The organism is Bradyrhizobium guangdongense (assembly GCF_006483445.1).
In the GTDB taxonomy this organism is placed as follows: domain Bacteria; phylum Pseudomonadota; class Alphaproteobacteria; order Rhizobiales; family Xanthobacteraceae; genus Bradyrhizobium; species Bradyrhizobium guangdongense_A.
Genome location: NZ_PPPT01000109.1, coordinates 18,136 through 38,623, shown reverse-complemented (window position 1 = coordinate 38,623; position 20,488 = coordinate 18,136). Strand labels below are relative to the sequence as shown.

General features: G+C 64.8%; 18 protein-coding genes and 1 tRNA gene. 17 read left to right on the top strand and 2 right to left on the bottom strand.

The features are described 5' to 3' along the window. Positions 1–154: 154 nt before the first annotated feature. Together C2U70_RS16035 and C2U70_RS16030 are read left to right on the top strand one after the other, a co-directional pair. Positions 155–2,560, top strand: a complete 2,406-nt coding sequence (locus tag C2U70_RS16035) for an ATP-binding protein (RefSeq protein WP_140979395.1) — start codon at positions 155–157, stop codon at positions 2,558–2,560. Between the two features lie 419 nt (positions 2,561–2,979). After that, positions 2,980–3,053: transfer RNA gene (locus tag C2U70_RS16030), tRNA-Gly, on the top strand. A gap of 141 nt (positions 3,054–3,194) precedes the next feature. Here C2U70_RS16030 and C2U70_RS16025 read toward each other — a convergent pair. Next, a complete protein-coding gene (locus C2U70_RS16025) occupies positions 3,195–4,229 on the bottom strand; it encodes a DUF2278 family protein (protein WP_140979394.1) in 1,035 nt (344 codons plus the stop codon). Between the two features lie 363 nt (positions 4,230–4,592). Between C2U70_RS16025 and C2U70_RS16020 the strand changes: the two genes are divergently transcribed. Next, a complete protein-coding gene (locus tag C2U70_RS16020) occupies positions 4,593–5,636 on the top strand; it encodes a sigma-54 interaction domain-containing protein (RefSeq protein ID WP_140979393.1) in 1,044 nt (347 codons plus the stop codon). Positions 5,637–5,663: 27 nt separating this feature from the next. On the opposite strand, the gene C2U70_RS16015 is transcribed toward C2U70_RS16020, so the two are convergent. Further along, positions 5,664–6,854: an eCIS core domain-containing protein gene (locus tag C2U70_RS16015; protein WP_140979392.1), complete on the bottom strand. Its 1,191-nt coding sequence runs from the start codon at positions 6,852–6,854 to the stop codon at positions 5,664–5,666. A 312-nt stretch (positions 6,855–7,166) separates the two neighbouring features. On the opposite strand from C2U70_RS16015, the gene C2U70_RS16010 reads away from it, so the two are divergent. The 14 genes from C2U70_RS16010 to C2U70_RS15945 all read left to right on the top strand — a co-directional run bounded on the left by C2U70_RS16010 (position 7,167) and on the right by C2U70_RS15945 (position 20,478). Beyond that, positions 7,167–7,424: a hypothetical protein gene (locus tag C2U70_RS16010; RefSeq protein WP_140979391.1), complete on the top strand. Its 258-nt coding sequence runs from the start codon at positions 7,167–7,169 to the stop codon at positions 7,422–7,424. A 60-nt stretch (positions 7,425–7,484) separates the two neighbouring features. Beyond that, complete coding sequence (locus C2U70_RS16005; protein WP_140979390.1) at positions 7,485–9,068, top strand: phage tail sheath family protein; 1,584 nt, start codon at positions 7,485–7,487, stop codon at positions 9,066–9,068. A gap of 10 nt (positions 9,069–9,078) precedes the next feature. Next, positions 9,079–9,600, top strand: a complete 522-nt coding sequence (locus C2U70_RS16000) for a phage tail protein (RefSeq protein ID WP_140979389.1) — start codon at positions 9,079–9,081, stop codon at positions 9,598–9,600. A gap of 77 nt (positions 9,601–9,677) precedes the next feature. Then, on the top strand, positions 9,678–10,316 hold the full coding sequence (locus C2U70_RS15995) for a hypothetical protein (protein ID WP_140979388.1): 639 nt from the start codon (positions 9,678–9,680) through the stop codon (positions 10,314–10,316). Next, entirely contained in the window at positions 10,313–11,059 is a 747-nt protein-coding gene (locus tag C2U70_RS15990) for a hypothetical protein (protein WP_140979387.1), read from the top strand. The genes C2U70_RS15995 and C2U70_RS15990 overlap by 4 nt, the downstream gene beginning before the upstream one ends. Next, positions 11,056–12,378 (top strand): DUF4255 domain-containing protein, encoded by a 1,323-nt coding sequence (locus tag C2U70_RS15985; RefSeq protein ID WP_140979386.1) that lies wholly within the window; start codon positions 11,056–11,058, stop codon positions 12,376–12,378. Before C2U70_RS15990 ends, C2U70_RS15985 begins: the two co-directional genes overlap by 4 nt. Next, on the top strand, positions 12,375–14,294 hold the full coding sequence (locus C2U70_RS15980) for an ATP-binding protein (RefSeq protein ID WP_246666760.1): 1,920 nt from the start codon (positions 12,375–12,377) through the stop codon (positions 14,292–14,294). Before C2U70_RS15985 ends, C2U70_RS15980 begins: the two co-directional genes overlap by 4 nt. Beyond that, a complete protein-coding gene (locus C2U70_RS15975) occupies positions 14,291–14,557 on the top strand; it encodes a hypothetical protein (RefSeq protein ID WP_140979385.1) in 267 nt (88 codons plus the stop codon). The genes C2U70_RS15980 and C2U70_RS15975 overlap by 4 nt, the downstream gene beginning before the upstream one ends. Continuing rightward, on the top strand, positions 14,554–16,590 hold the full coding sequence (locus tag C2U70_RS15970; protein ID WP_140979384.1) for an eCIS core domain-containing protein: 2,037 nt from the start codon (positions 14,554–14,556) through the stop codon (positions 16,588–16,590). Before C2U70_RS15975 ends, C2U70_RS15970 begins: the two co-directional genes overlap by 4 nt. Next, positions 16,591–17,781 carry an eCIS core domain-containing protein gene (locus C2U70_RS15965; protein ID WP_140979383.1) on the top strand — a complete coding sequence of 397 codons (1,191 nt, stop codon included), beginning with the start codon at positions 16,591–16,593 and terminating at the stop codon, positions 17,779–17,781. Beyond that, positions 17,778–18,434: a hypothetical protein gene (locus C2U70_RS15960; RefSeq protein WP_140979382.1), complete on the top strand. Its 657-nt coding sequence runs from the start codon at positions 17,778–17,780 to the stop codon at positions 18,432–18,434. The genes C2U70_RS15965 and C2U70_RS15960 overlap by 4 nt, the downstream gene beginning before the upstream one ends. Continuing rightward, positions 18,431–18,805 (top strand): LysM domain-containing protein, encoded by a 375-nt coding sequence (locus C2U70_RS15955; RefSeq protein ID WP_186294292.1) that lies wholly within the window; start codon positions 18,431–18,433, stop codon positions 18,803–18,805. The genes C2U70_RS15960 and C2U70_RS15955 overlap by 4 nt, the downstream gene beginning before the upstream one ends. Then, positions 18,806–19,933 (top strand): hypothetical protein, encoded by a 1,128-nt coding sequence (locus C2U70_RS15950; protein WP_140979381.1) that lies wholly within the window; start codon positions 18,806–18,808, stop codon positions 19,931–19,933. Further along, entirely contained in the window at positions 19,930–20,478 is a 549-nt protein-coding gene (locus tag C2U70_RS15945; protein WP_140979380.1) for a phage baseplate assembly protein V, read from the top strand. The genes C2U70_RS15950 and C2U70_RS15945 overlap by 4 nt, the downstream gene beginning before the upstream one ends. The last annotated feature ends 10 nt before the right edge of the window (positions 20,479–20,488 follow it).

Here is a 20,488-nt window from a genome sequence, read left to right as displayed (position 1 = left end):
GCAAAATGTGACCCCCGACGAATCCAATCGCCCAGGGGCTGGCAGGAAGGCTACGCGAGCGGGTCAAGTCTTGGAGGAGTAGGCCGATGTTGGCTGCTCGAGGCTGCGTGGGACCGGCCTCGGCAGGGATGCCGCCATCACGGGGGAGTGGTGCATGGGCAGTGGAGATAACGATTTCGGCCGCAAGCGCGTCGTTGCGCCGGCGGCCTCGAAGGACGAGCTGAGCGGTATCGGAGCGCCGATTACGCCGCCGCTTCTCGCTCCCCGTTTGTCCCGGGCCTTCAACTGGCTCGGCGGCGGCATCGGTCCGCGCCTGCTGGCCGCGGTTCTCCTGTTCAGCTCGGTCGTGACGCTGACCCTGACCGCGTTGCAGCTCTATCTGGACTATGATCGCGAGGTGAGCGCCATCGAGACGCGCCTCGACGAAATCGGTCGAAGCTATCTCGGCAGCCTCGGCGAGAGCCTGTGGAATCTCGATCAGAACCAGATCCGGCTTCAGCTCAACGGCATCCTGCGTCTGCCCGACATTCGCTCCGTCGAGGTTCGCGAGATCGCCGACCGCCCCAATCCCATCCGTATCGAAGTCGGCGAAACCACGACGCGCGCGGCAATCGAGCGGGACTATCCGCTCACCTACGTCGTGGCTGGGACCAGTCGCCAGATTGGCGTGCTCCAGGTGAAGGCGACGCTGACGGAAGTTTACCGGCAGCTCGTCAATCGCGCACTGGTGATTCTGGCGAGCCAGGCGGCAAAGACCTTTCTGGTCTCGTTCTTCATCATCTACATGTTCTATCTGCTGGTGACCCGGCATCTCGTCGCCATCGCCGGCTTCGTCAGCAAATACAATCTGACGCGGCCGCCGCCGCCGCTCGAGCTCGACCGCCGGCGGCCACGCGATCCGGACGAACTCGACAAGATGATCGACGCCTTCAACGCCATGTGCGCGAGCCTGCAGCGCGCTTATGGCGAACTGCGCCTGGCCAACGCCCAACTCGAACAGGACCTGTTGATCCGGCAGCGCGCCGAAGAGGACGCGCGGCGCAGCGAGCAGCGCTTTCGCGACTATGCCGAGACCGCGTCCGACTGGTTCTGGGAGACCGGACCCGATCACACATTTACCTATCTCTCGGACCGCGCGTATAATTTCGGCTTCGGCCGCGATGACGTGATCGGCAAGCGCCGTGACGACAGGGCGGCCGACCGCGACAGCAATCCGCAGAAATGGCGCGACCACATCGCCTTGCTGGACAGGCATGTACCGTTCCGGAAGTTCGAGTATAGCGGCCGCGACGCGTCCGGACGCATGCGTCATGTCAGCGTCAACGGCCAGCCGGTCTTCGGCGATGACGGCCGCTTTCTCGGTTATCGCGGATCGGCCACCGACTTCACCGAGCAGCACGAGACCGAGGAGCGGCTGCGGCAGTCGCAGAAGATGGACGCGATCGGGCAGCTCACCGGCGGCGTCGCGCACGACTTCAACAACGTGCTCACGGTCATCACCGGCACGATCGAGATCCTGCAGGAGGGGCTCGCTGACAAGCCGCAGCTCGCCGCCATCGCCCAGCTCATCGACGATGCGGCAGCGCGTGGCGCCGAGATCACCTCGCAACTCCTGACTTTCGCCCGCCGCCAGCCGCTCGAGCCGCGCGAGATCGACGTCAACGGCCTCGTGCTCGATACCGCGCGGCTGCTCAAGCCGATCCTCGGCGAGCATATCAGCATCGAGACCGCGCTCACCGAGGATGCGTGGTGCGCGATGGCCGATCCGTCGCAGCTCTCCTCGGCCATCGTCAATCTCGCCGTCAACGCGCGCGACGCCATGCCGGGCGGCGGGCGGTTGAAGCTCGAGACCGCCAACGTTGTGCTGGATGCGACCGCCGGCTCCGGCGACGGCGACATTGCACCCGGCGAATTCGTCATGGTCGCGGTCACCGACACCGGTCATGGCATTCCCGCCGAGATTCGCGACCGGGTGTTCGAGCCGTTCTTCACCACCAAAGGGGTCGGGCAGGGCACCGGGCTCGGCCTCAGCATGGTCTATGGTTTTGCGCGACAGACCGGCGGCGCCGTCAGGATCGAGAGCGAGGAGGGCCGCGGCACGGTCGTGCGATTGTATCTGCCGCGCTCGGAAGGCCAGGCAGCGGTGCGTGCCGAGCCGATGCAGGCGCGAGGTACCTCGCGCGGACACGAGACGATCCTGGTGGTCGAGGACGACCCGCTGGTGCAGGGCTACGTGATCGCCCAGCTCGGCAGTCTCGGTTATCGCACGCTGGTTGCCGGCGACGGTGCGGCAGCCCTCGCGCTCGTCGAGCAGGGCGCCAAATTCGATCTCTTGTTCACCGACATGATCATGCCGGGCGGCATGAACGGCAAGGAATTGGCCGACACGATCCGGGCGCGCCGTGCGGGCCTGAAAGTGCTGTACACCTCGGGCTACACCGACGACACCGTCATGCATGACGGCCATCTCGATCCCGGCGTGGCGCTGCTCAGAAAGCCCTACCGGAAGGCGGAGTTGTCGCTGAAGCTTCGCGAGGTGCTGTCGGGTTCATCCGGATAGAGCGTTTTCCAGCGAAATGGACACCGGTTCGCGTCAAGAAAACGCGTCAAAACAAGAATCTAGAGTTTCCGTTCCGATTCCGTCGGAACGGAAACTCTAGACGATCGCTCAAAAGAAAAGGCGCGGCGGGAGTGACCCCGTCGCGCCCCTATCTCTTGTCTCGCTGGTCCAGGGCTGAGAGCGCCCCGTTGCCAGGCCCTCTTACGAGAAGCTTAGCGGGCGATCCCAGCGAGGTGACAGCGCTTGAGATAAGACACTGGATCACCTCCTTTCGTTGGTTTCGGGAGACCTTAATATAGGGCGCGGCAGCGCCGCTGTTAAGGCCGGAATCGCAAGGGTTTAGGGTTGGAACCGGGATTTTGGCCAAGTCGTGCAGGACGGTTGAGGCGGCCGTTCCGCCGTGTTAGGTGATCCCCAGCGCGGGTGTAGCTCAATGGTAGAGCAGCAGCCTTCCAAGCTGAATACGAGGGTTCGATTCCCTTCACCCGCTCCAGCCTTCGCTCGCGAAGCGAGAGAAGGCTGTGGCGCCGAAGCCCACCAGCGAAGGCGGGCCGTGGTCGCGAGCGGCGGCTCGACAGGCCAGCCATCACCGATATCCGCGCGAAGTGCGGCATCTCGCATAGCAGTCTTGATTTCAGCGTCGGAAGCGAATGTATCGGTTCTCGACTGACGCGTCCGCGGCCGTGTAGGTGATAGCGTCAACTTGAGCGTTCAGCGAATCCTGAAGCATCAAATTACCACCCTGGTTTCCGAGCTGCACGCCGGTGCCGTCGAGTGTGAGCAGGATCGACTGTCCCGACCCGATGGTCGCATTGATTGCAGTCACGCGTGCATTCTTGTCCACGAGCCGCCAGTTCGTGAGCGTCTGAGCGCTCGTCGCGAGGTTGGCCAGAACCACGATCTCACGGCCTGCGTCCGGGCCGCCCGGATTGATCAGCGCACGCTCGATATAGATCGTGGACGCGGCGGCTTCGGGCGGGGGCGGGGGTCTTCCACCGATAAGCTGGCTTATCGGCGTTGCGCCGGCAGCGGCGTTGCCTGCGGCGTCGGTCGGAATCCGCTGGGTCTGGAAGCCCAAGAAGAGACCGAGATACCGATCGGGAAACTTCAGGATCAATCCGCCGTCGTGAAACACGCCATTGTCGTCACTGTGCTGACCGACATTACCCTGGTTCAAGTGGATGTCATGAATGCCGTGGAGACCGTCCAAATTGCCGAACTCGGCATCGATCGGCTTGTGCAGATTCCGATCGAACTTCGCTCCGAACGCGTATACCTCGCCGCCGGCAGCCTTGCACTGGTCAAGATATAAGGACAGCAGGTCCTGCAGGTCGTCGCTACTCGCGCTGCCGGATGGCGGCAGCGATCGACCTTCGGTCCACGTGAACAGGGGCGCCTTGACGTAGTCGAGCGCGTGGCCCGCGTCTCGTGCGACGACACTGAATCCCGGCGCCGTCGCCGGCAGCGACGTGAGGAGCGGATGGGCCACAAGCGGGTCGACGATCCAAAACGCCACCTGGGAGCCGCCATCCGACTGCACGTTCACGGCAATCCGCCACGGTTGGCCCGAAATGTCGACGGCGCGAATCTGCAGGTGCGGTGTCGAGGCGTCGTCTTCACGCTTGTACCGGTCAGGGCGTGCCCGAAGCACGCCATACTGAATCGCCATCGCGACCTCCTCTGATCAGCCGCCGTCGTCAGCCTAACCCGTTCAGGCGTAGCGTGCAAAGATACAACCTGTGCGACAGGTTCAACAATGGGCCGATGGGTGTTTCGACAAAACTGTCGTTCCTCGATCAGGTTCCCGAAAGCCCGCGCAACGGGCCCCATCGTCCCAATTTGATCCTGCTCGCGGAAAGTTGCGAAGAGAATCTGGAATTGCAACCTTTAATTGTTCTCAGGAATCCGCGATCTGGGGCGAGAATTTCCGGCGCAGCCCTTGCAACATGGCTTTGCCGTCGAAATGTCTCATTGTCAACCGAAGGTAGCTAAATTAGAGTTTTCACGTCATTTCGAAAGCGGCATTTTTCCGATGACCGAGATCGAGGCTTGGCGGCAGCGACGACATGAATCCTCCGAAAGCGCGTTCACGCGGCTCAGTCTGCTCGGCGCCTCGCCGATATTCCGCGAGACGCTGCGGGTCATCGAGCGGATTGCTGATGTCGATGCCACGGTCCTGATCCAGGGCGACACCGGAACCGGCAAGGAGCTTGCTGCGCGCGCGCTGCATTATCTCAGTCGCCGCCGCGAATTCCCGTTCATCCCTGTCAATTGCGGCGCGTTGCCCGACAATCTGCTCGAAAGCGAATTGTTCGGCCATGAGCGGGGCGCGTTCACCGACGCCAAGAGTTCCAGCAGGGGATTGGTCGCGCAAGCCGAGGGCGGTACGTTGCTCCTCGATGAAGTCGAGGCGATGAGCCCGCGCGCCCAGGTCGTGCTGCTGCGTTTTCTGCAGGATCACACCTACCGTCCGGTGGGCGGGCGCCAGGTCGCCAACAGCGACCTGCGGATCGTCGCGTCCAGCAATATCGATCTCGAGGGAATGGTTCGCCGCGGCGAGTTTCGCCGCGACCTGCTGTTCCGCCTCAGTATTCTGAACGTGACCATGCCGCCCTTGTGCGAGCGCGGCCGTGACGTCGTGCTGCTCGCGGAGCATTTTCTCGATCGTTTCGCCACCCAGTATGAGCGCTCCCGCAAGCGCCTTCATGCCAGATCGATCGCCTGGCTGCTGTCGCATGACTGGCCTGGCAACATCCGCGAACTGGAAAACCTGATGCTGCGCGAATTCTTGCTTGCGGACGGCGAGGTGATCCGGATCGGCGCCGCGCAGCTGGCGGACGCCGAAGCGGACTGCGCCCGGATCGATGCCGACGAGACGTTCAAATCGGCCAAGGCGCGGGCGATCGCCGAGTTCGAGAAGAATTATCTGCGTCATCTGCTGACCGAAGCCTGTGGCAATGTCTCGCTGGCCGCGCGCATCTCGCAAAAAGATCGCAGCACACTCAATAAGCTGGTCAAGAAGCACGGCCTGGCCTCCGACCGGTTCCGGACCGGTTCGCCGCGCAACCCGCGCTGACGAGCAGGGACGTCATGCTGCGCGCACCTAATGTGCGTAGGACGCGGCCTGCGGCTTCTGCTCGGGAGGCACCAGACGCGGGTCCGGGCTGAAGCTGAACACGATGTTCTTCTTCGGGATGAACAGCGTGAACCGGCCCGTCGGCGTCGCGAGGAACGCGGTGTAGGTTTCCGGATTGAGGATGCTGGCCTTGTGCTTGGTGAGGTCGTCGCGAACTTCCCAGATGTCGCCCGTCTTCTTCTCGGTCCCGGTGATCACGGTCTTGCTCAGGGGATCGACGTCGGCGTGATGGCCGGAAAAATCCTCACCGGGATCCTTGACCCGTTCACGCGGATCGCGCTTCGGGTCGGGTGGTGCACCGTGGGTGTGATAGTCGCCGACGATGCTGTGCTTGGCGGCCTCTGGCACCTTGTCGAGTGCCTGCCACGGATCGACTGCGGCGCTTTCACTGCCGGCGCCCTGGCCAACCACGGCCTCGGTGAAAAAGAACTCGTCGCCGATCTTGTAGATCAACCCGCCATATTCATTGCCCGACGACATGATGTTGGCGGGGTCCTTTGACTTGATCGATTTTGGATTGCAGATCGCGAGCGCCGCATGGGCCGCCTGCCACGCTGTCGGATAGCCGGTGGCTTTGGTGGCCGCGGGCTTAGTGTCCTTCGCGGGGCCATCGCGCTGGATCACCGGCGACTGCGGGGAAAGGGCGCGTGTCGAGGCGATGGCCGTGGCTGAGTGCGGCGCGGTCTCGGCTGCGCGTGCCTCGGCTTCGAGCGCATCGTTGGTCGAGCCGAGACTCTGGGGCGGTGCATGACGGCCGGGCGACGGGGTCTGTTGCATGACATGCATGAGCTCGTGCGCGAGCAGGCGCTTGCCCTCCGCCGAATGCGGAGCATAGCGGCCGCGCCCGAAGACAATGTCGCGACCTACCGTGTAGGCATTCGCATCGACAAGGCCGGCCGACACCTCCGCCTTGTGGCCCGTGTGAATCCTGATGTCGCCGAAGTCACGCCCGAAGCGCGGTTCCATCATCGTTCTGGTCGCTGCGTCGAGCGAATGTGCCGGCGACGCCAGCGCACGCGTGACGGCATGGCTGGCATCCGGCTGCAATATCGTGTTTGCGCCTTTGGCTGCGGGCCTGTGATGGGCCGGCAAATCCGTGACCGCATTGGCGTGCGACGATGTGCCGCCCGGCCGTTGCTGGATGCGAACCCCCGTCATGCCGTGTCTCCGGCTGTTCCGCTGGTCGCGTCATAGCAGAAGCGCCGGTTCCCGTCATTCTATTTTGCAACCAAAGGCTGTATTCTGCAACCGTACCTGAAAGGGGGACAATTTCCCTCATGCGGGCAAAACGCCCCACCTCGCAGGAAGAGCGCACGAGCAGCCGGTTGCCGGGCCGCGCGTCCCTCGGAGCTGAGGCGAATTCAACTCAACCATCGCCGCTGCCTCGGAGAAATCCTCGCGATTTCAAGCAGTCCCGCGCTGGCACGACGCGTGCAAACCACAGGCATGTCTTTTCGCGGAGTTTCATCCGTGCAGGCGCATAGCGAGCGAGTCATTGCGATTGCAGGCATTATCGAGCGTTACGTCTCAGATCACCCGCACGCCGCCGATACTGCCGCAGGCATTCGCAGTTGGTGGATCGGCCGTCAACGCTATGGCGACTCCGCGGACGCGGTGCAGGAAGCACTCGACTATCTCGTTGCCCGCCGCAGGCTCTCCAGCAGCAGGCTTCCCGACGGCACCGTCATCTTCCGTGCCGCGCATCCACCTGACGATCCCGAGGACTAGCCGCGCGCCGCGCAGTTCGTGCACCCGGTCAATCAACTTACGCAATCGAAAGGACCACCGATGCCCGTACCCCTGACGTATCCCGGCGTCTACATCGAGGAGCTTCCGAGCGGCGTGCGCACCATCACGGGGGTGGCGACCTCGATCGCCGCCTTTGTCGGTCGTGCCTGGCGGGGGCCGGTCGACGAGCCGGTCACGATCTTCGGCTTTGCGGATTACCAGCGGCAGTTCGGCGGGCTGTGGCGCGACAGCACCATGAGCTATGCCGTGCAGCAATTCTTCCAGAACGGTGGTAGCCAGGCGATCATCGTCCGCGTCGCCACCCGCAGCGGCGGCTCGGCGGCGACGTCGGCCAATTACAAGCTGACCAACAACGAAATCTTCATAGCGGCAAGTCCGGGCTCGTGGGGCATGAACCTCAAGCTGACGGTCGATCACAACACCCGCGACCCCGCCAACGTCTCGCTCTTCAACCTGACCATCTTCGACGATCCCGACACCAAGAACGATGCGGTCAAGCAGGGCGGCAGCGGCACGCGCGAGGTGTTCCTCAACGTTTCCGTCGATCCCGCGGATCCCCGCTTCGTCACGACCGTGCTCAAGCAGCAATCGACCCTGCTGCGCGTCTCCAGCGGATTGAGCGGTGCGACGCCGCCGGTGGCTCCTGCGATACAGGCAAATGCGACCGCGACCGCAGCGTCCGGCACCGACGGCATCGCGGTCAGCTCCGCGGAGGTGACGGCTTCGGCCAACTCCACCGCGGTCCCGAAGACCGGAATGTACGCGCTCGACCGCGCCGACATCTTCAACATGCTGTGCATTCCGCCTTACACACCGACCACAACCGACAACGCCAGTACCTGGCCGGACGCCGCCAATTACTGCAAATCCCGTCGCGCGATCCTGCTGATCGACGCGCCGTCGACATGGTCGACGAGCCCGTTGCCAAGCCCGTCGTCCCTCGGCGTGACCGCGACGCGCTCCTACGCTGCCGTGTATTTTCCGCGGCTGTTGATGCCCGATCCGCTGCAGGACAATAACCTGCAGTCATTTGCGCCCTGCGGCGCTGTCGCGGGAACCTTCGCCCGCACCGATGTCACCCGCGGCGTCTGGAAGGCGCCGGCGGGGACCGAAGCCGGCCTGCAAGGCGTGCTCGGCCTTTCGATCAACGGCCTGACCGGCAATCTCAGCGACAACGAGATCGGCGGCCTCAATCCGCTCGGGATCAACAGCATCCGCAGCCTGCCGATCATCGGGACGGTGATCTGGGGCGCGCGCACGCTTGATGGTGCCGATGCGCTGGCATCGCAATGGAAATACGTCCCCATCCGCCGGCTCGCACTGTACATCGAGGAGAGCCTGTTCCGCGGAACGCAATGGGTCGTGTTCGAGCCGAATGACGAGCCGCTCTGGGCGCAGATCAGGCTCAACATCGGCGCCTTCATGAACACGCTGTTCCGGCAAGGCGCCTTCCAGGGCGCGACGCCGAAGGACGCCTATTTCGTCAAATGCAGCAGCGAGACCACGACGCAGACCGACATCGACAACGGCATCGTCAACATCGTCGTCGGTTTCGCGCCGCTCAAGCCCGCCGAATTCGTCGTTATCAAGATCCAGCAGATCGCTGGCCAGATCGAAACCTGAAGGACGCGCCATGGCTCAGTTCAGCGTCAATGCGCAACGCTTTGACCCCTACAAGAACTTCAAGTTCCGCGTGAAATGGGACGGCCGCTACGTCGCGGGCATCTCAAAGTGCTCCTCGCTCAAGCGCACCACCGAGGTGGTGGAGCATCGCGAAGGCGGGGATCCCTCGACGTCGCGAAAATCGCCCGGCCGCACCAAGTTCGAGGCGATCACGCTGGAGCGCGGCGTCACTCATGACGTTGCTTTCGAGCAATGGGCAAACAAGGTCTGGAATTTCGGCTCCGGGCTCGGGATGGAGGTCTCGCTGAAGGACTTTCGCAAGGATCTCATCATCGAGGTATACAACGAGGCCGGTCAGCTCGCGCTCGCCTACAAGGTCTATCGCGCCTGGGTGTCGGAATTCCAGTCGCTGCCGGACCTCGACGCCAATGCCAACGCGGTCGCGATCCAGCACATCAAGCTCGAGAACGAAGGCTGGGAGCGCGACTACGAGGTCGCGGAGCCGAGCGAGCCGACCTTCGTCGAACCGTAGCGGGATCATTTGGAATGAACGCGCTGGCAGACCATGCACTGCTCGGCATCTGGGAGCACGGCGCCGGATGTGGTCCGGTGGCGCGCGGGCTGTTGCTGCTCGGGGCGGCGCTGCCGGAGGAAAGTCAGGAGCGATGCGCGGAGCTGCCGATCGGCGCGCGCGATGCGGCGATCCTGAAGTTGCGCTGCGCGACCTTCGGCGGCCGTTTTTCCGGCCGCACCAATTGTCCGCGCTGCGGCGAGGAGCATGAATTCGACCTCGACCTCGTCCGCCTGCTGGCGGAGGCGACGGGGCCAGCCGAAATCGAGATCGACAACGGCCTGCGCTTCCGGATGCCCAACAGCGCGGACCTGATCGCGGTCGCGCGTCACAACGACGTGGATGCCGCCGCCAGGCAGTTGTTGCAGCGCTGCTGCCTCAATGTGCATCCGGAGATCGACTGGTCGCCCGCTTTGCTCGACGAGGTCGAAAGCAGGATCGCCTTGCGCGAGAGTGCTGATTACATCGAGTTGGGGTTCGTCTGCATCGCATGCGGCGAGGCGTGGGACGACCGGCTCGACGTCGCCGGTTGCGTCTGGGAGGAGATTGCAGCACGCGGGCGGCGATTGCTCGACGAGGTGCATGCCCTTGCAATGTATTATGGCTGGAGCGAGCAGCAGATCCTCGCGCTGAGTGACATCAGGCGAGAGGCTTATCTCCAACGGTGCCTGACATGACCGGCTATCTGCGCTGGCTGGCGACGCGCGCGCTGGGGCAGGGCGCCGGCATCCGTCCGGCGCGTCACCCGATATCCCTTGCGAGCGGGCTCCAAAGTGAGATGCGGCTGCCTTCGGAGCATGCGGACGCCTTGGTCGTCGACACCGGGCAATTCGAACGATCGTTCGGCGCACCACCTCAGCGATACACGGAGCCGCTGACGAGCGTCGATGCCGCAGCACCGGGCGTTTTGCCTGAGCCCAGGCTTCCGTCCGACCCCACGTCCGCCGAAGCGAAGCCTGGAACGCTCGGCAGCGAGGCTTCCAGCTATCCCATGGCGGCCCGCGCGGCAAAAGAGAGAGAAGAACCGCGCCTCGTCATGGATCCGCAACTCGCGCAAGCTCCGAGGCGGCGCATGATGGAATCCGAGCGAGGAGGAGCCGAGGATAAGCCTCCGTCGTTTCGGGACGTGAAAACTCCCGACCCAACACCGATCGACACGACCCGTCGTCCCCAGGCCGATCAGCGGCCCACGGCTGCGCCACGGATCGCTGCACGGTCGGTTCGCGATCGACCGGTCGATCCGCGCCCATCGCGGTCCGACGCCGCGCCGCCGCCTGACGTGCACATCCATATTGGCCGGGTGGAGCTCACCGCGATCACTCCGGCGGCAACGCCAGCGCGCCGTGAGCCTGCCGCGGCGGCCAAAAAGCCGATGTCGCTCGACGAATATCTCCGCCAGCGCGGCCGGAGGCCGTCATGAGCAACGCGCTTGCGATTGCCGGCGTCACCGCGGTCCTCAAGGACCTGCTGGACGGCGGGCTGATCGACCACAATCTCGCCAGCACCATGGGCAGCGGCGTCGTGGTCTCGGCGCTCGCGCCCGATGCGATCGAGCTCGGCAACGACACCACGCGGCGGCTCAACCTGTTCCTGCACCAGGCGACGCCCAATATCGGGTGGCGCAATGTCGGATACCCCTCGCGCAATGCGGCCGGCGAGCGCATCAGCAATCCGCCGCTGGCGCTCGATCTGCATTATCTCCTGACCGCCTATGGCACGCTGGATCTCGAGGCGGAGGTGTTGCTCGGCTATGCCATGCAGATCCTGCACGAGACGCCGGTACTGGCCCGCGCCGCGATCCGCACCGCGCTCAATCCGCCGAGCCCGCCGGTCACCGGCAGCATGCTGCCGGCGATCTACCAGGCGCTGCAGGCCTCCGAGCTCGCCGACCAGATCGAGCAGATCAAGATCACACCCTCGGTGATGAACACGGAGGAGCTGTCAAAGCTCTGGACCGCGATCAATTCGCACTACCGGCCGACCGCGCCTTATCAGGTGACCGTTGTGCTGATCGAGTCGCGGAAATCCGCGCGCGTGCCGTTGCCGGTGCTGACGCGCGGGCCGGTCGATCCGGTGACACATCTGGAGCAGGGCGTCGACGTGCGCGCCAGCATGGCCTCGCCCTATCCGGAGATCGAAGAGATCGTGCTGCCGCATTCTCAGAAGGCGGCAAAACTCGGCGACACTGTCGAATTTCACGGCCACGACCTCGACGGCAGCGGCCACACGCTGCTGCTCAGCAATATGCGCCTCGGCGTCACCATCGCAATCACGCCGCCGGCGGCGACGCCAGATGCATCGAAGGTGTTGTTCCTGCTGCCGCTCGCGACGGTGGATTTCCCGGCAGGCTTCCCGGCCGGGATCTATGCCGCGACGCTGCAGCTCGTGCATGGCACCGATCCTGCGCCGCGCCTCACCAATCTCCAGTCACTGACGGTCGCGCCCGCGGTGACCTTCACGACGCCCGTCAATCTCGCCGCCGACCAAAGCCTGACGCTGACGCCGACCTGCACGCCCGCAGTCCGTCCCGACCAGCGGGTGTCGCTGATGCTCGGCGGCCGCGAAGTGTTGGCCAATCCGTTCGCGGCGCCGACCAAGACGCCCACCTTCGTGTTCAGGCAGTTGAAGCCGGGCCTGTATTGGGTTCGCCTGCGGGTCGACGGCGTGGACAGCCAGCTTATCAACTATGACGTCGCGCCACCCGTCTTCATCGGTCCGCAGCTCGAGGTAAAGCCGTGACCGACATTGACCAGCCAGCGACTGACCTGCAAACGACCTGGGTCGACGAAAACCAGCGCTATCTGGTCGCGGAACTCTCGCGCCTGCGCCGCCAGCTCGCCGGCGAAGACGATGCCCAGGCAAGCGGCGGCGCAACGATGTCGCCGCCGGCCGCGATCGACGTGATCGCCGACATCTTCGAGCTGTCGCCGTTCGAGCGCGATATCCTCCTGCTCTGCGCCGGCATGGAGATGGACGCGCAATTTGCCGTGGCCTGCGCGAAGCCCAATGGCGAGCGCGGCGCGAGTTTTGCCACCGCGCTCGGCAAGCTCGCCGAGCCGCATTGGAGCGCGCTGACGCCCGCGCGTCCCCTGCGCCGCTGGCGGCTGATCGAGATGGAGCAAAACCATCCGCTGACCAGTGCGTCCTTGCGCATCGACGAGCGTATCCTGCATTTCTTGGCCGGCATCAATCTGCTCGATCAGCGGCTTTGGCCGCTGCTCACGATCCACGCGCCGTCGCGCGTGATGGCGGCGCAGCACCAGACGCTCGCCAACGGCATTGCGGCCTGCTGGACCCGGCCGTCGCTGCCGCGCGCGGTCGTACATCTCGGCGGCGATGATCCGGCGGGCGCCGAGGACGTTGCTGCGGCTGCGGCGGCGGCCTGCGGGCTCCAGCTTTTCGTGCTGCGGATCGAGGACGTGCCCGCGGGAGCTGCCGAACTCGAAAATTTCGTCGTGTTGTGGGACCGTGAAGCGGCATTGTTGCCGGCCGCACTGCTGGTGCAATGTGGCGATGGCGCCGTCAACGCCAATGTCCGTGAGCTGGCGGCCCGGATTCGCGGGCCGCTCGTGATCGCCGCCCGCGAGCCCGCGCGTCTGCGCGGTCCGACGCTCAGCCTCGAGCTCGCCAAGCCGGATGCGGCCGAGCAGAAACGGCTGTGGCAGGCCGCTCTCGGATCGCATGGCGCCGAGCTCGACGGCGCGCTCGATAATGTGACCGCACAATTTCGTCTCACCGCCCGCGGCATCGCCGTGGCCGGGAGCGCGGTCAGCGACCGCATCGACGTCGGCGAGCCGGTCGCAGTTGCGATTTGGAATGCTTGCCGCGAGGGCGGCCGGCGCGGCCTGGACGAGCTGGCACAGCGGATTGCGCCACGCGCCGTTTGGGACGATCTGGTTCTGCCGGCGAGCCAACTCGGCGTGCTCAGGCAAATCGCCGCGCAGGTCCGGCAGCGCACGCGGGTCTATGACGAGTGGGGCTTTGGCGCCCGCCATCTGCGCGGCCTCGGCGTCGCCGTGCTGTTCAGTGGCCAGAGCGGCACCGGCAAGACTCTCGCTGCCGAAGTGTTGGCCAACGAGCTTGCGCTCGATCTCTACCGTATCGACCTGTCGTCGGTGGTCAGCAAATATATCGGCGAGACCGAGAAGAACCTGCGGCGCGTGTTCGATGCCGCCGAGGAGAGCGGCACCATCCTGCTGTTCGATGAGGCCGACGCCCTGTTCGGCAAGCGCAGCGAGGTCAAGGACAGCCACGACCGCTACGCCAATATCGAGGTCAGCTATCTCCTCCAGCGCATGGAAGCCTATCGCGGGCTCGCGATCCTGACCACCAATCTGAAATCCGCGCTCGATGCTTCGTTCCAGCGCCGCCTGCGCTTCATCGTCAACTTTCCATTCCCCGATCTCGATCAGCGCGAGGCGATCTGGCAGCGCAGCGTGCCGGCCGCAGCGCCGACCGACGCGCTCGACTTCGGCAAGCTTGCCCGCCTCAACGTCACCGGCGGCAGCATCCGCAACATCGCGCTGAATGCGGCCTTCCTCGCAGCCGACGACGGCGGATCGCTCGCCATGCGTCATCTGCTTGCCGCGGCCCATGCCGAAAGCGCCAAGCTGGAGCGGCCGCTGGCAGAAACCGAAACCCGGGGCTGGACATGACCCATCGCCCGCCACGCGTCCACGTCACTATCGACCGCCTGGTGCTGCGCGGTTTTCCACCGGAGCAGCGCGACGCGATCACGGCGGGCTTGACCGGGGAATTGATCGCGCAGCTCGGCAATCCCGCCACCGCGCAGCAACTACGCGCCAGCCGCTCGCTCGCATCGCTGCGCACGGCGCCGGTTCAGTTGGCGGCAGCGGCGACGCCGCAGGCGATCGGCGCCGGAGCAGGGCGGCGGCTGGTGCGGAGTATCCCGTCATGATCCGCGCCGTAGCCGCCAAGGCCGCGCCTGCGGCCAAACCGGTCGCCCGGGCGTCGTCGATCCGGCTGCTGCAACGCAGATGCGCCTGCGCCGACCATGAGGGAGCGCAGTGCGAGGAATGCAGCGGGACCAAGCTGCGGCGCAAGGCCGCGGGCGGTCTCGGGTCGCCACGCGCGCCGGCGATCGTCGATGAGGTGTTGCGCAGGCCGGGGACGCCGCTGGATCCGGATGCGCGCGCCTTCATGGAGCAGCGCTTCGCGCATAGTTTTGCAGACGTCCGCGTCCATACCGGACCCGATGCCGCACGATCAGCCCATGCCGTCAACGCGCACGCCTATACGGTCGGACGCGACATCGTGTTCGCCGGCGGCAACTACGCGCCAGCAACCGGGCAGGGCAGGCGACTGCTGGCGCATGAGCTGACCCATGTCGTGCAGCAGCGCGGCGCGCCCGCGGCAGGCTCGGGCGGGGGATTGCAGATCGATTCCCCACACAGCGCTGGTGAAGTGGAAGCGGAGCGGATCAGTGCTGCCGTTGCCGCGGATCATTCGCCGGGCGGCCCCAGAGTGCGGTCGACCCAGATCGTGTCCCGACTCAACACCGGCGCGCCTGACGCCGTGCCGCTGACCATGAACCTGGGCCAGACCGCGCGCAGCGGGATGCAGTTCGTACCGACCAATGTCCAGGACACCGTCGTCGGCCCCGTCGGCGTACGCGGCGGCCTGCTCGACGGCGGCATGAGCAGGCTCAGCGTGATCGTCGGCGAAAACATGACACTGCACATGCTGGCGCTCGAATTGCTGCCGCTGTGGACTACGGCGACGCCCTTCACGCCGCCTGGTGCTGCCACGCCGTTGCCGCTGGATGTCGTCACGGCGGATCAGCTTGCTCGGGCGCTGCTGGTCTACAATCAGACTTATTTCCAGGTGCCGCCAGCGCAGCAGCCGCCGTCGATGCAGAAATGGCGTGCGGGCTTGCGCGTTCCGCTGCCTGTCGAGATCGACGAGACGACGCATGTCGCGACGGTGAATCCGCAAACGATCATCGCATTGGCCGGGGCCTTCGATCCTGCGATGGCGCCGGTGCTCGATCAGCGTGCAACGGCGACCGTCGCGCCGTCGGCGGCGCAAATAGCGGTCGAGGTCGCAACCTTCCTGCGCGATCCGCAGTTTGCGGACGCGACCAGCCGCGGCATCACACTGGGAGCGCGCGCGTTGACCAACGCGACCGCCGAGTTGCCTTTCATCCGCGAAGTGTTCCGCCAGCTCAGCACGGCCGACGCGCTCAGCGTTTCGATCGCGTTCCTGGAAAACTTCGTGCAACGCGAATGGGTGCTGCTTGCCTCGCAACGCGACGGTAGCGCCATCCTGAGGCTTTTCCAGGCTTCGCTGAACGCCGCGGCGCCGCCTTTGAACGCCATGCAGCAATCGCGTCTTGCCGTGATGTCGGCCGCAATCGCCAGTACGGTCGCGGTCGCGCCGCCGGGCGCAACCCGCAGCCGGACCGAAAAGACTGTTTCGATCGATACCGTCAAGCTCGATGGGTCGAACCGGGACCCGGCGGCCGATATCGCGACCGCGAATGGCATATTTGCCAGCTGCAATGTCAGGTTCGTGCCCGGGGTGCAGCGGCCTGCGACGCCCGGCGACACTACGGCATGGATCGGGGCCGACCGCATCCTTCAGGAAGGCAACTGCGCAACACCAAGCGTCGAGGAGCGACGGCTGATCAATGGCGCAACGACGACCTTTGGCCTGTCGGCTCGAATACGCACATTCTATGTGCCGACGCTCAGCAGTCACAACCGCGCCGATTCCTGTCCTCCCGGCATATCGACCGCACTAGCGAGGCGGACCGCGTATGTGTCGAACGACGCGATGGGGCGGTCGTTGGCCCATGAGATGGGTCACATCTTGCTCGATTCCGGGGCTCATCGGACGGCCGCGACCGACATCATGACCTCGACGAACGCGGCGCCGCTCGGGGAAACGATCGACGATGGGCAGTGCAATACAATCTACAGGAATGCGTGAATGAATTCCCGTGCGCATAGCGGCGTTAGAGTGGAAGGCCCACACAATCCGCGCGCCCGTCAGTCCGTGACCGGCCTGTTGCGTGCAGCCACCAGCGATCCCGCGCGGCCGCTCGATGCGCAGGTGCGGCGCCCGCTCGAGCAGCGGCTGAACCACGATCTCGGCTACATCCGTATTCACAGCGGCCGCGCCTCGGAGGCGGCCGCAAGCAGACTCGGTGCGCGCGCCTTCGCTCTGGGCAGGGACATTCACCTGGGCGCGGAATCGCACGCGCTGACCGATGAGCGCCGCGATCGCCTGCTGGCACACGAAGCCGTGCACACGGTGCAGCAGGGTAGCGCCAGCGTTTTGCCGCATGAGGGCCTGTCCGTCAGTCGTCCATCGGATGTGGCGGAAGTCGAAGCCGCACGAATTGCAGACGCTCTGCAGGGATCGCGCGCGGCCATCCCTCGTGAGCCGATAGCCGGCGGAACCAAGCCCAATGCCGTCACCAGAGTGACGCCACGCATCCAGCGTGATCTGGTCGGCACCAAATCCACATTCGACGGCGACTTCATTCTGGATATGCAACCGGTGTTGCGTCCCGGCGGCAAGAGTGGATTGTATGGAACGATCAAATTCAAGCCGAGCGAGGACGCGCCGAATGCCTGGAAAATCCGGCTTCTCCAGATCGCGCGCGTCGAGGATCTGAGCGCTCGCAAAGAGGCTGACAAGGAGACTGAATGGACGGGCGATGAAGCCAACCGCATGAATGTCATGACGAAGGGCAACAAGGCGGCGGGCATCGAGCAGGGATATTTTGTCGACGTGGGTCACGAAAACCGTACACCACGTACGGCGAAGAGGAATCGAGCCGTCTCCCCCTATTACAGCAAAGACTATGCGCTTCGCTCAGAACACGTCAAAGACGGCAGAAAGATCGGAAAAATGATCAAGGAGGCGTCGCTGGAGGATTTTCCGGGAGCAAACTCCAAGCGTCGCTTCTCGTTCGAGACGGCCGCCAAGGCCTCCGGCAGCGGATACATCTACGCCACGCTGAAGTGGGGCTTCACAGTCAGCGACCCTGCCAAGGGAATTGTCGACAACGAGCACGCGAGTGCGAGCGCCTTCCAGTCGCCGACCTTCGGCGCCGCGGTGCAGGCCTTCGACGACTTCTACCAAAACCCAGGTACCGCGAAGGCTCCGAAATGACAGGCTTCCCCGGTTCACCGAAAACCTTGCGCGGCGGGCTCGTGCTGGTCGATCCCTCGTCCGGCGCGGTCAAACGCGTGATCACGCTCCAGTACACGCCCGATCAGGTCTCGCGCACCTTGCAGGTGCAGGGCATCGGCGAGGCCGGCGACCGCTCGGAAGCGCTGCGGCTGAAGGGACCGGCGGTCGAGACGTTCAAGATCGAGGCCGAGCTCGACGCCTCGGACCAGCTCGAATTCCCCAACGACAATCCGAACACCGTGAAGTTCGGATTGCATCCCCAGATCGCCGCGCTGGAATCGATGATCAACCCGCTGGCCAGCGACCTGATCGGGGAGAATTCGCAGGCGAGCTATGGCACCATCGAGATCGCGCCGACTGAAGCACCGCTGGCGCTGTTCGTCTGGAGCGCGCAGCGCGTCGTGCCGGTGCGCGTGACGGAATTCAGCGTCACCGAGGAAGCCTTCGATCCGAACCTCAACCCGATCCGTGCCAAGGTCAGCCTCGGCCTGCGCGTCCTGTCGGTCAACGACCTCGGCTTCGCGCACAAGGGCGGGGCACTGTTCCTCGGTTATCTCCAGCGCAAGGAAATGCTGTCGTCGAAGGCGCCGTCGAGCGGGCTCGATGCTCTCGGCATCGGAGGCATCCCATGACCGACGCCGTCAAGACGCTCGACGCATTGCTGCAGAGCTCGGCGGCCGGCGCACAGCTATTCCCGCCGACCAGCCGCTACTACGGCCTCGACACGACGGCGCTGACCAGCGCCGACGGCCGCACAATCAAATATCTGCGCCGCCGCTTCGTGCCGCAGGCCTCGCGCTTTGCAACGATCAAGGAGCACGTCGTCGCCGACAACGACCGGCTCGACAATCTGTCGGCCCGCTATATCGGCGACGCCGAGCTGTATTGGCGGCTGTGCGACGCCAACAACGCGATCCGCCCCGACGAACTGATCGAGACCATCGGGCGCACGCTGCGCATCACGCTGCCGGAAGGCGTTCCTGCGCCGAAGGGAGTTCGCTAGATGGCCGGCAGCATCCAGCTCTCGCTGCTGATCGGGCCCGGCATGCCCGTGCCGGCGCTGGCGGATGTGGTCAACGCGCTCGACAGCGTGCAGGTGACGAGCTCGACGGATTCCAGCGGGTTCCAGCTTTCTTTCAAGATCGGCAAGAGATCACTGCTGGAGACGACGTTGCTGCCGGCCGGCTATTTCGATCCGATCATCACCCGCGTCATCATCATCGCCACCGTCAATGGCCTGCCGAACGTGCTGATGGACGGCGTCGTCACGCGCCAGGAAATCTCGCCGAGCAACGACGTCGGCAAGTCGACGCTGACCATCACCGGCGAGGATCTGAGCCGGATGATGGACCTCGTCGAGATGCCGTTCATGCGCTTTCCCGCGATGCCGGTGGTGGCGCGGGTCTACGCCATCCTCGGCAAATATGCGGTGCTCGGCATTGCACCGGTCGCGATCCCTCCGATCGTGCCCGACATGACCAATCCGCTGGAGGAGCTGCCGAGCCAGAACGGCACCGACCTCGCCTATATCAGGCAGCTCGCCTACCAATGCGGCTACGTGTTCTATGTCGAGCCGGGCCCCTTGCCGGGATCGAGCATTGCCTATTTCGGGCCCGACATCCGCATCCCGGCGCCGCAGCCGGCGCTCAATGTCAACATGGATGCGCTGACCAATGTGGAATCGCTGAGTTTCAGCCTCGACGGCACCGCCAAGAAGATCGTCGTCATCACCATCATGGACCCGGTGACGAAGAAAATCCCGCTTCCGATCCCGCTGCCGAACATCAACATCCTGCGACCGCCGATGGGCGCGCGGCCGACCATGCCGAGCAAGCTCGAATTCGCCGAAGGCATGGCGGCGCTGGGCCCGATCGAGGCGGCGAATTTCGCGCTGCGGATGCTGCTCTCGGCCAACGATTCCGTCACCGGCAGCGGCTCGCTCGACGTGTTGCGCTATGGGCGCGTGCTGCGCTCGCGCATGATGGTCGGCGTCCGCGGCGCCGGGCTCGCCTATGACGGGCTCTATTACGTCAACAGCGTCACCCACAACATCAAGCACGGCGAATACAAGCAGAATTTCAACCTGTCGCGCGACGGGCTCATCTCCAACACACCCGCGGTGCTGCCATGACCACGACGACGACCTCGCCGGACATCCGCACCTACTACGGAAAATATCGTGGCACGGTCATCAACAATGTGGATCCGCTGCTGCGCGGGCGGTTGCTGCTGGAGGTGCCCGACGTCACCGGCCTCGTGCCGTCGAGCTGGGCCGAGCCTTGCGTGCCGCTGGCAGGGCCCACCGGCCCTCCGATGGGCGTCTACATGGTGCCGCCGATCGGGGCCGGGGTCTGGGTCGAGTTCGAGCGCGGCGATCCGTCAAAGCCGATCTGGGTCGGTTGCCGCTGGGGGGCGCCGTCCGACGTGCCGCCTCTGGCGCTCGCAGGGCTTCCGGTGTCACCGAACATCTGCATGCAGACGCTGGGGCAGAACATGCTGATGCTGAGCGACATGCCGCCGACGCCGGCGACCGGCGGCATCATCCTCAAAAGCCTCACTGGCGCGACGCTGGTCGTCAACGATCTCGGGATCTTCATTCAGAACGGAAAGGGCGCCTCGATCACGCTGATCGGGCCCGCCGTCGATATCAACATGGGTGCTCTGACCGTCATCTGACGGAGAGCGC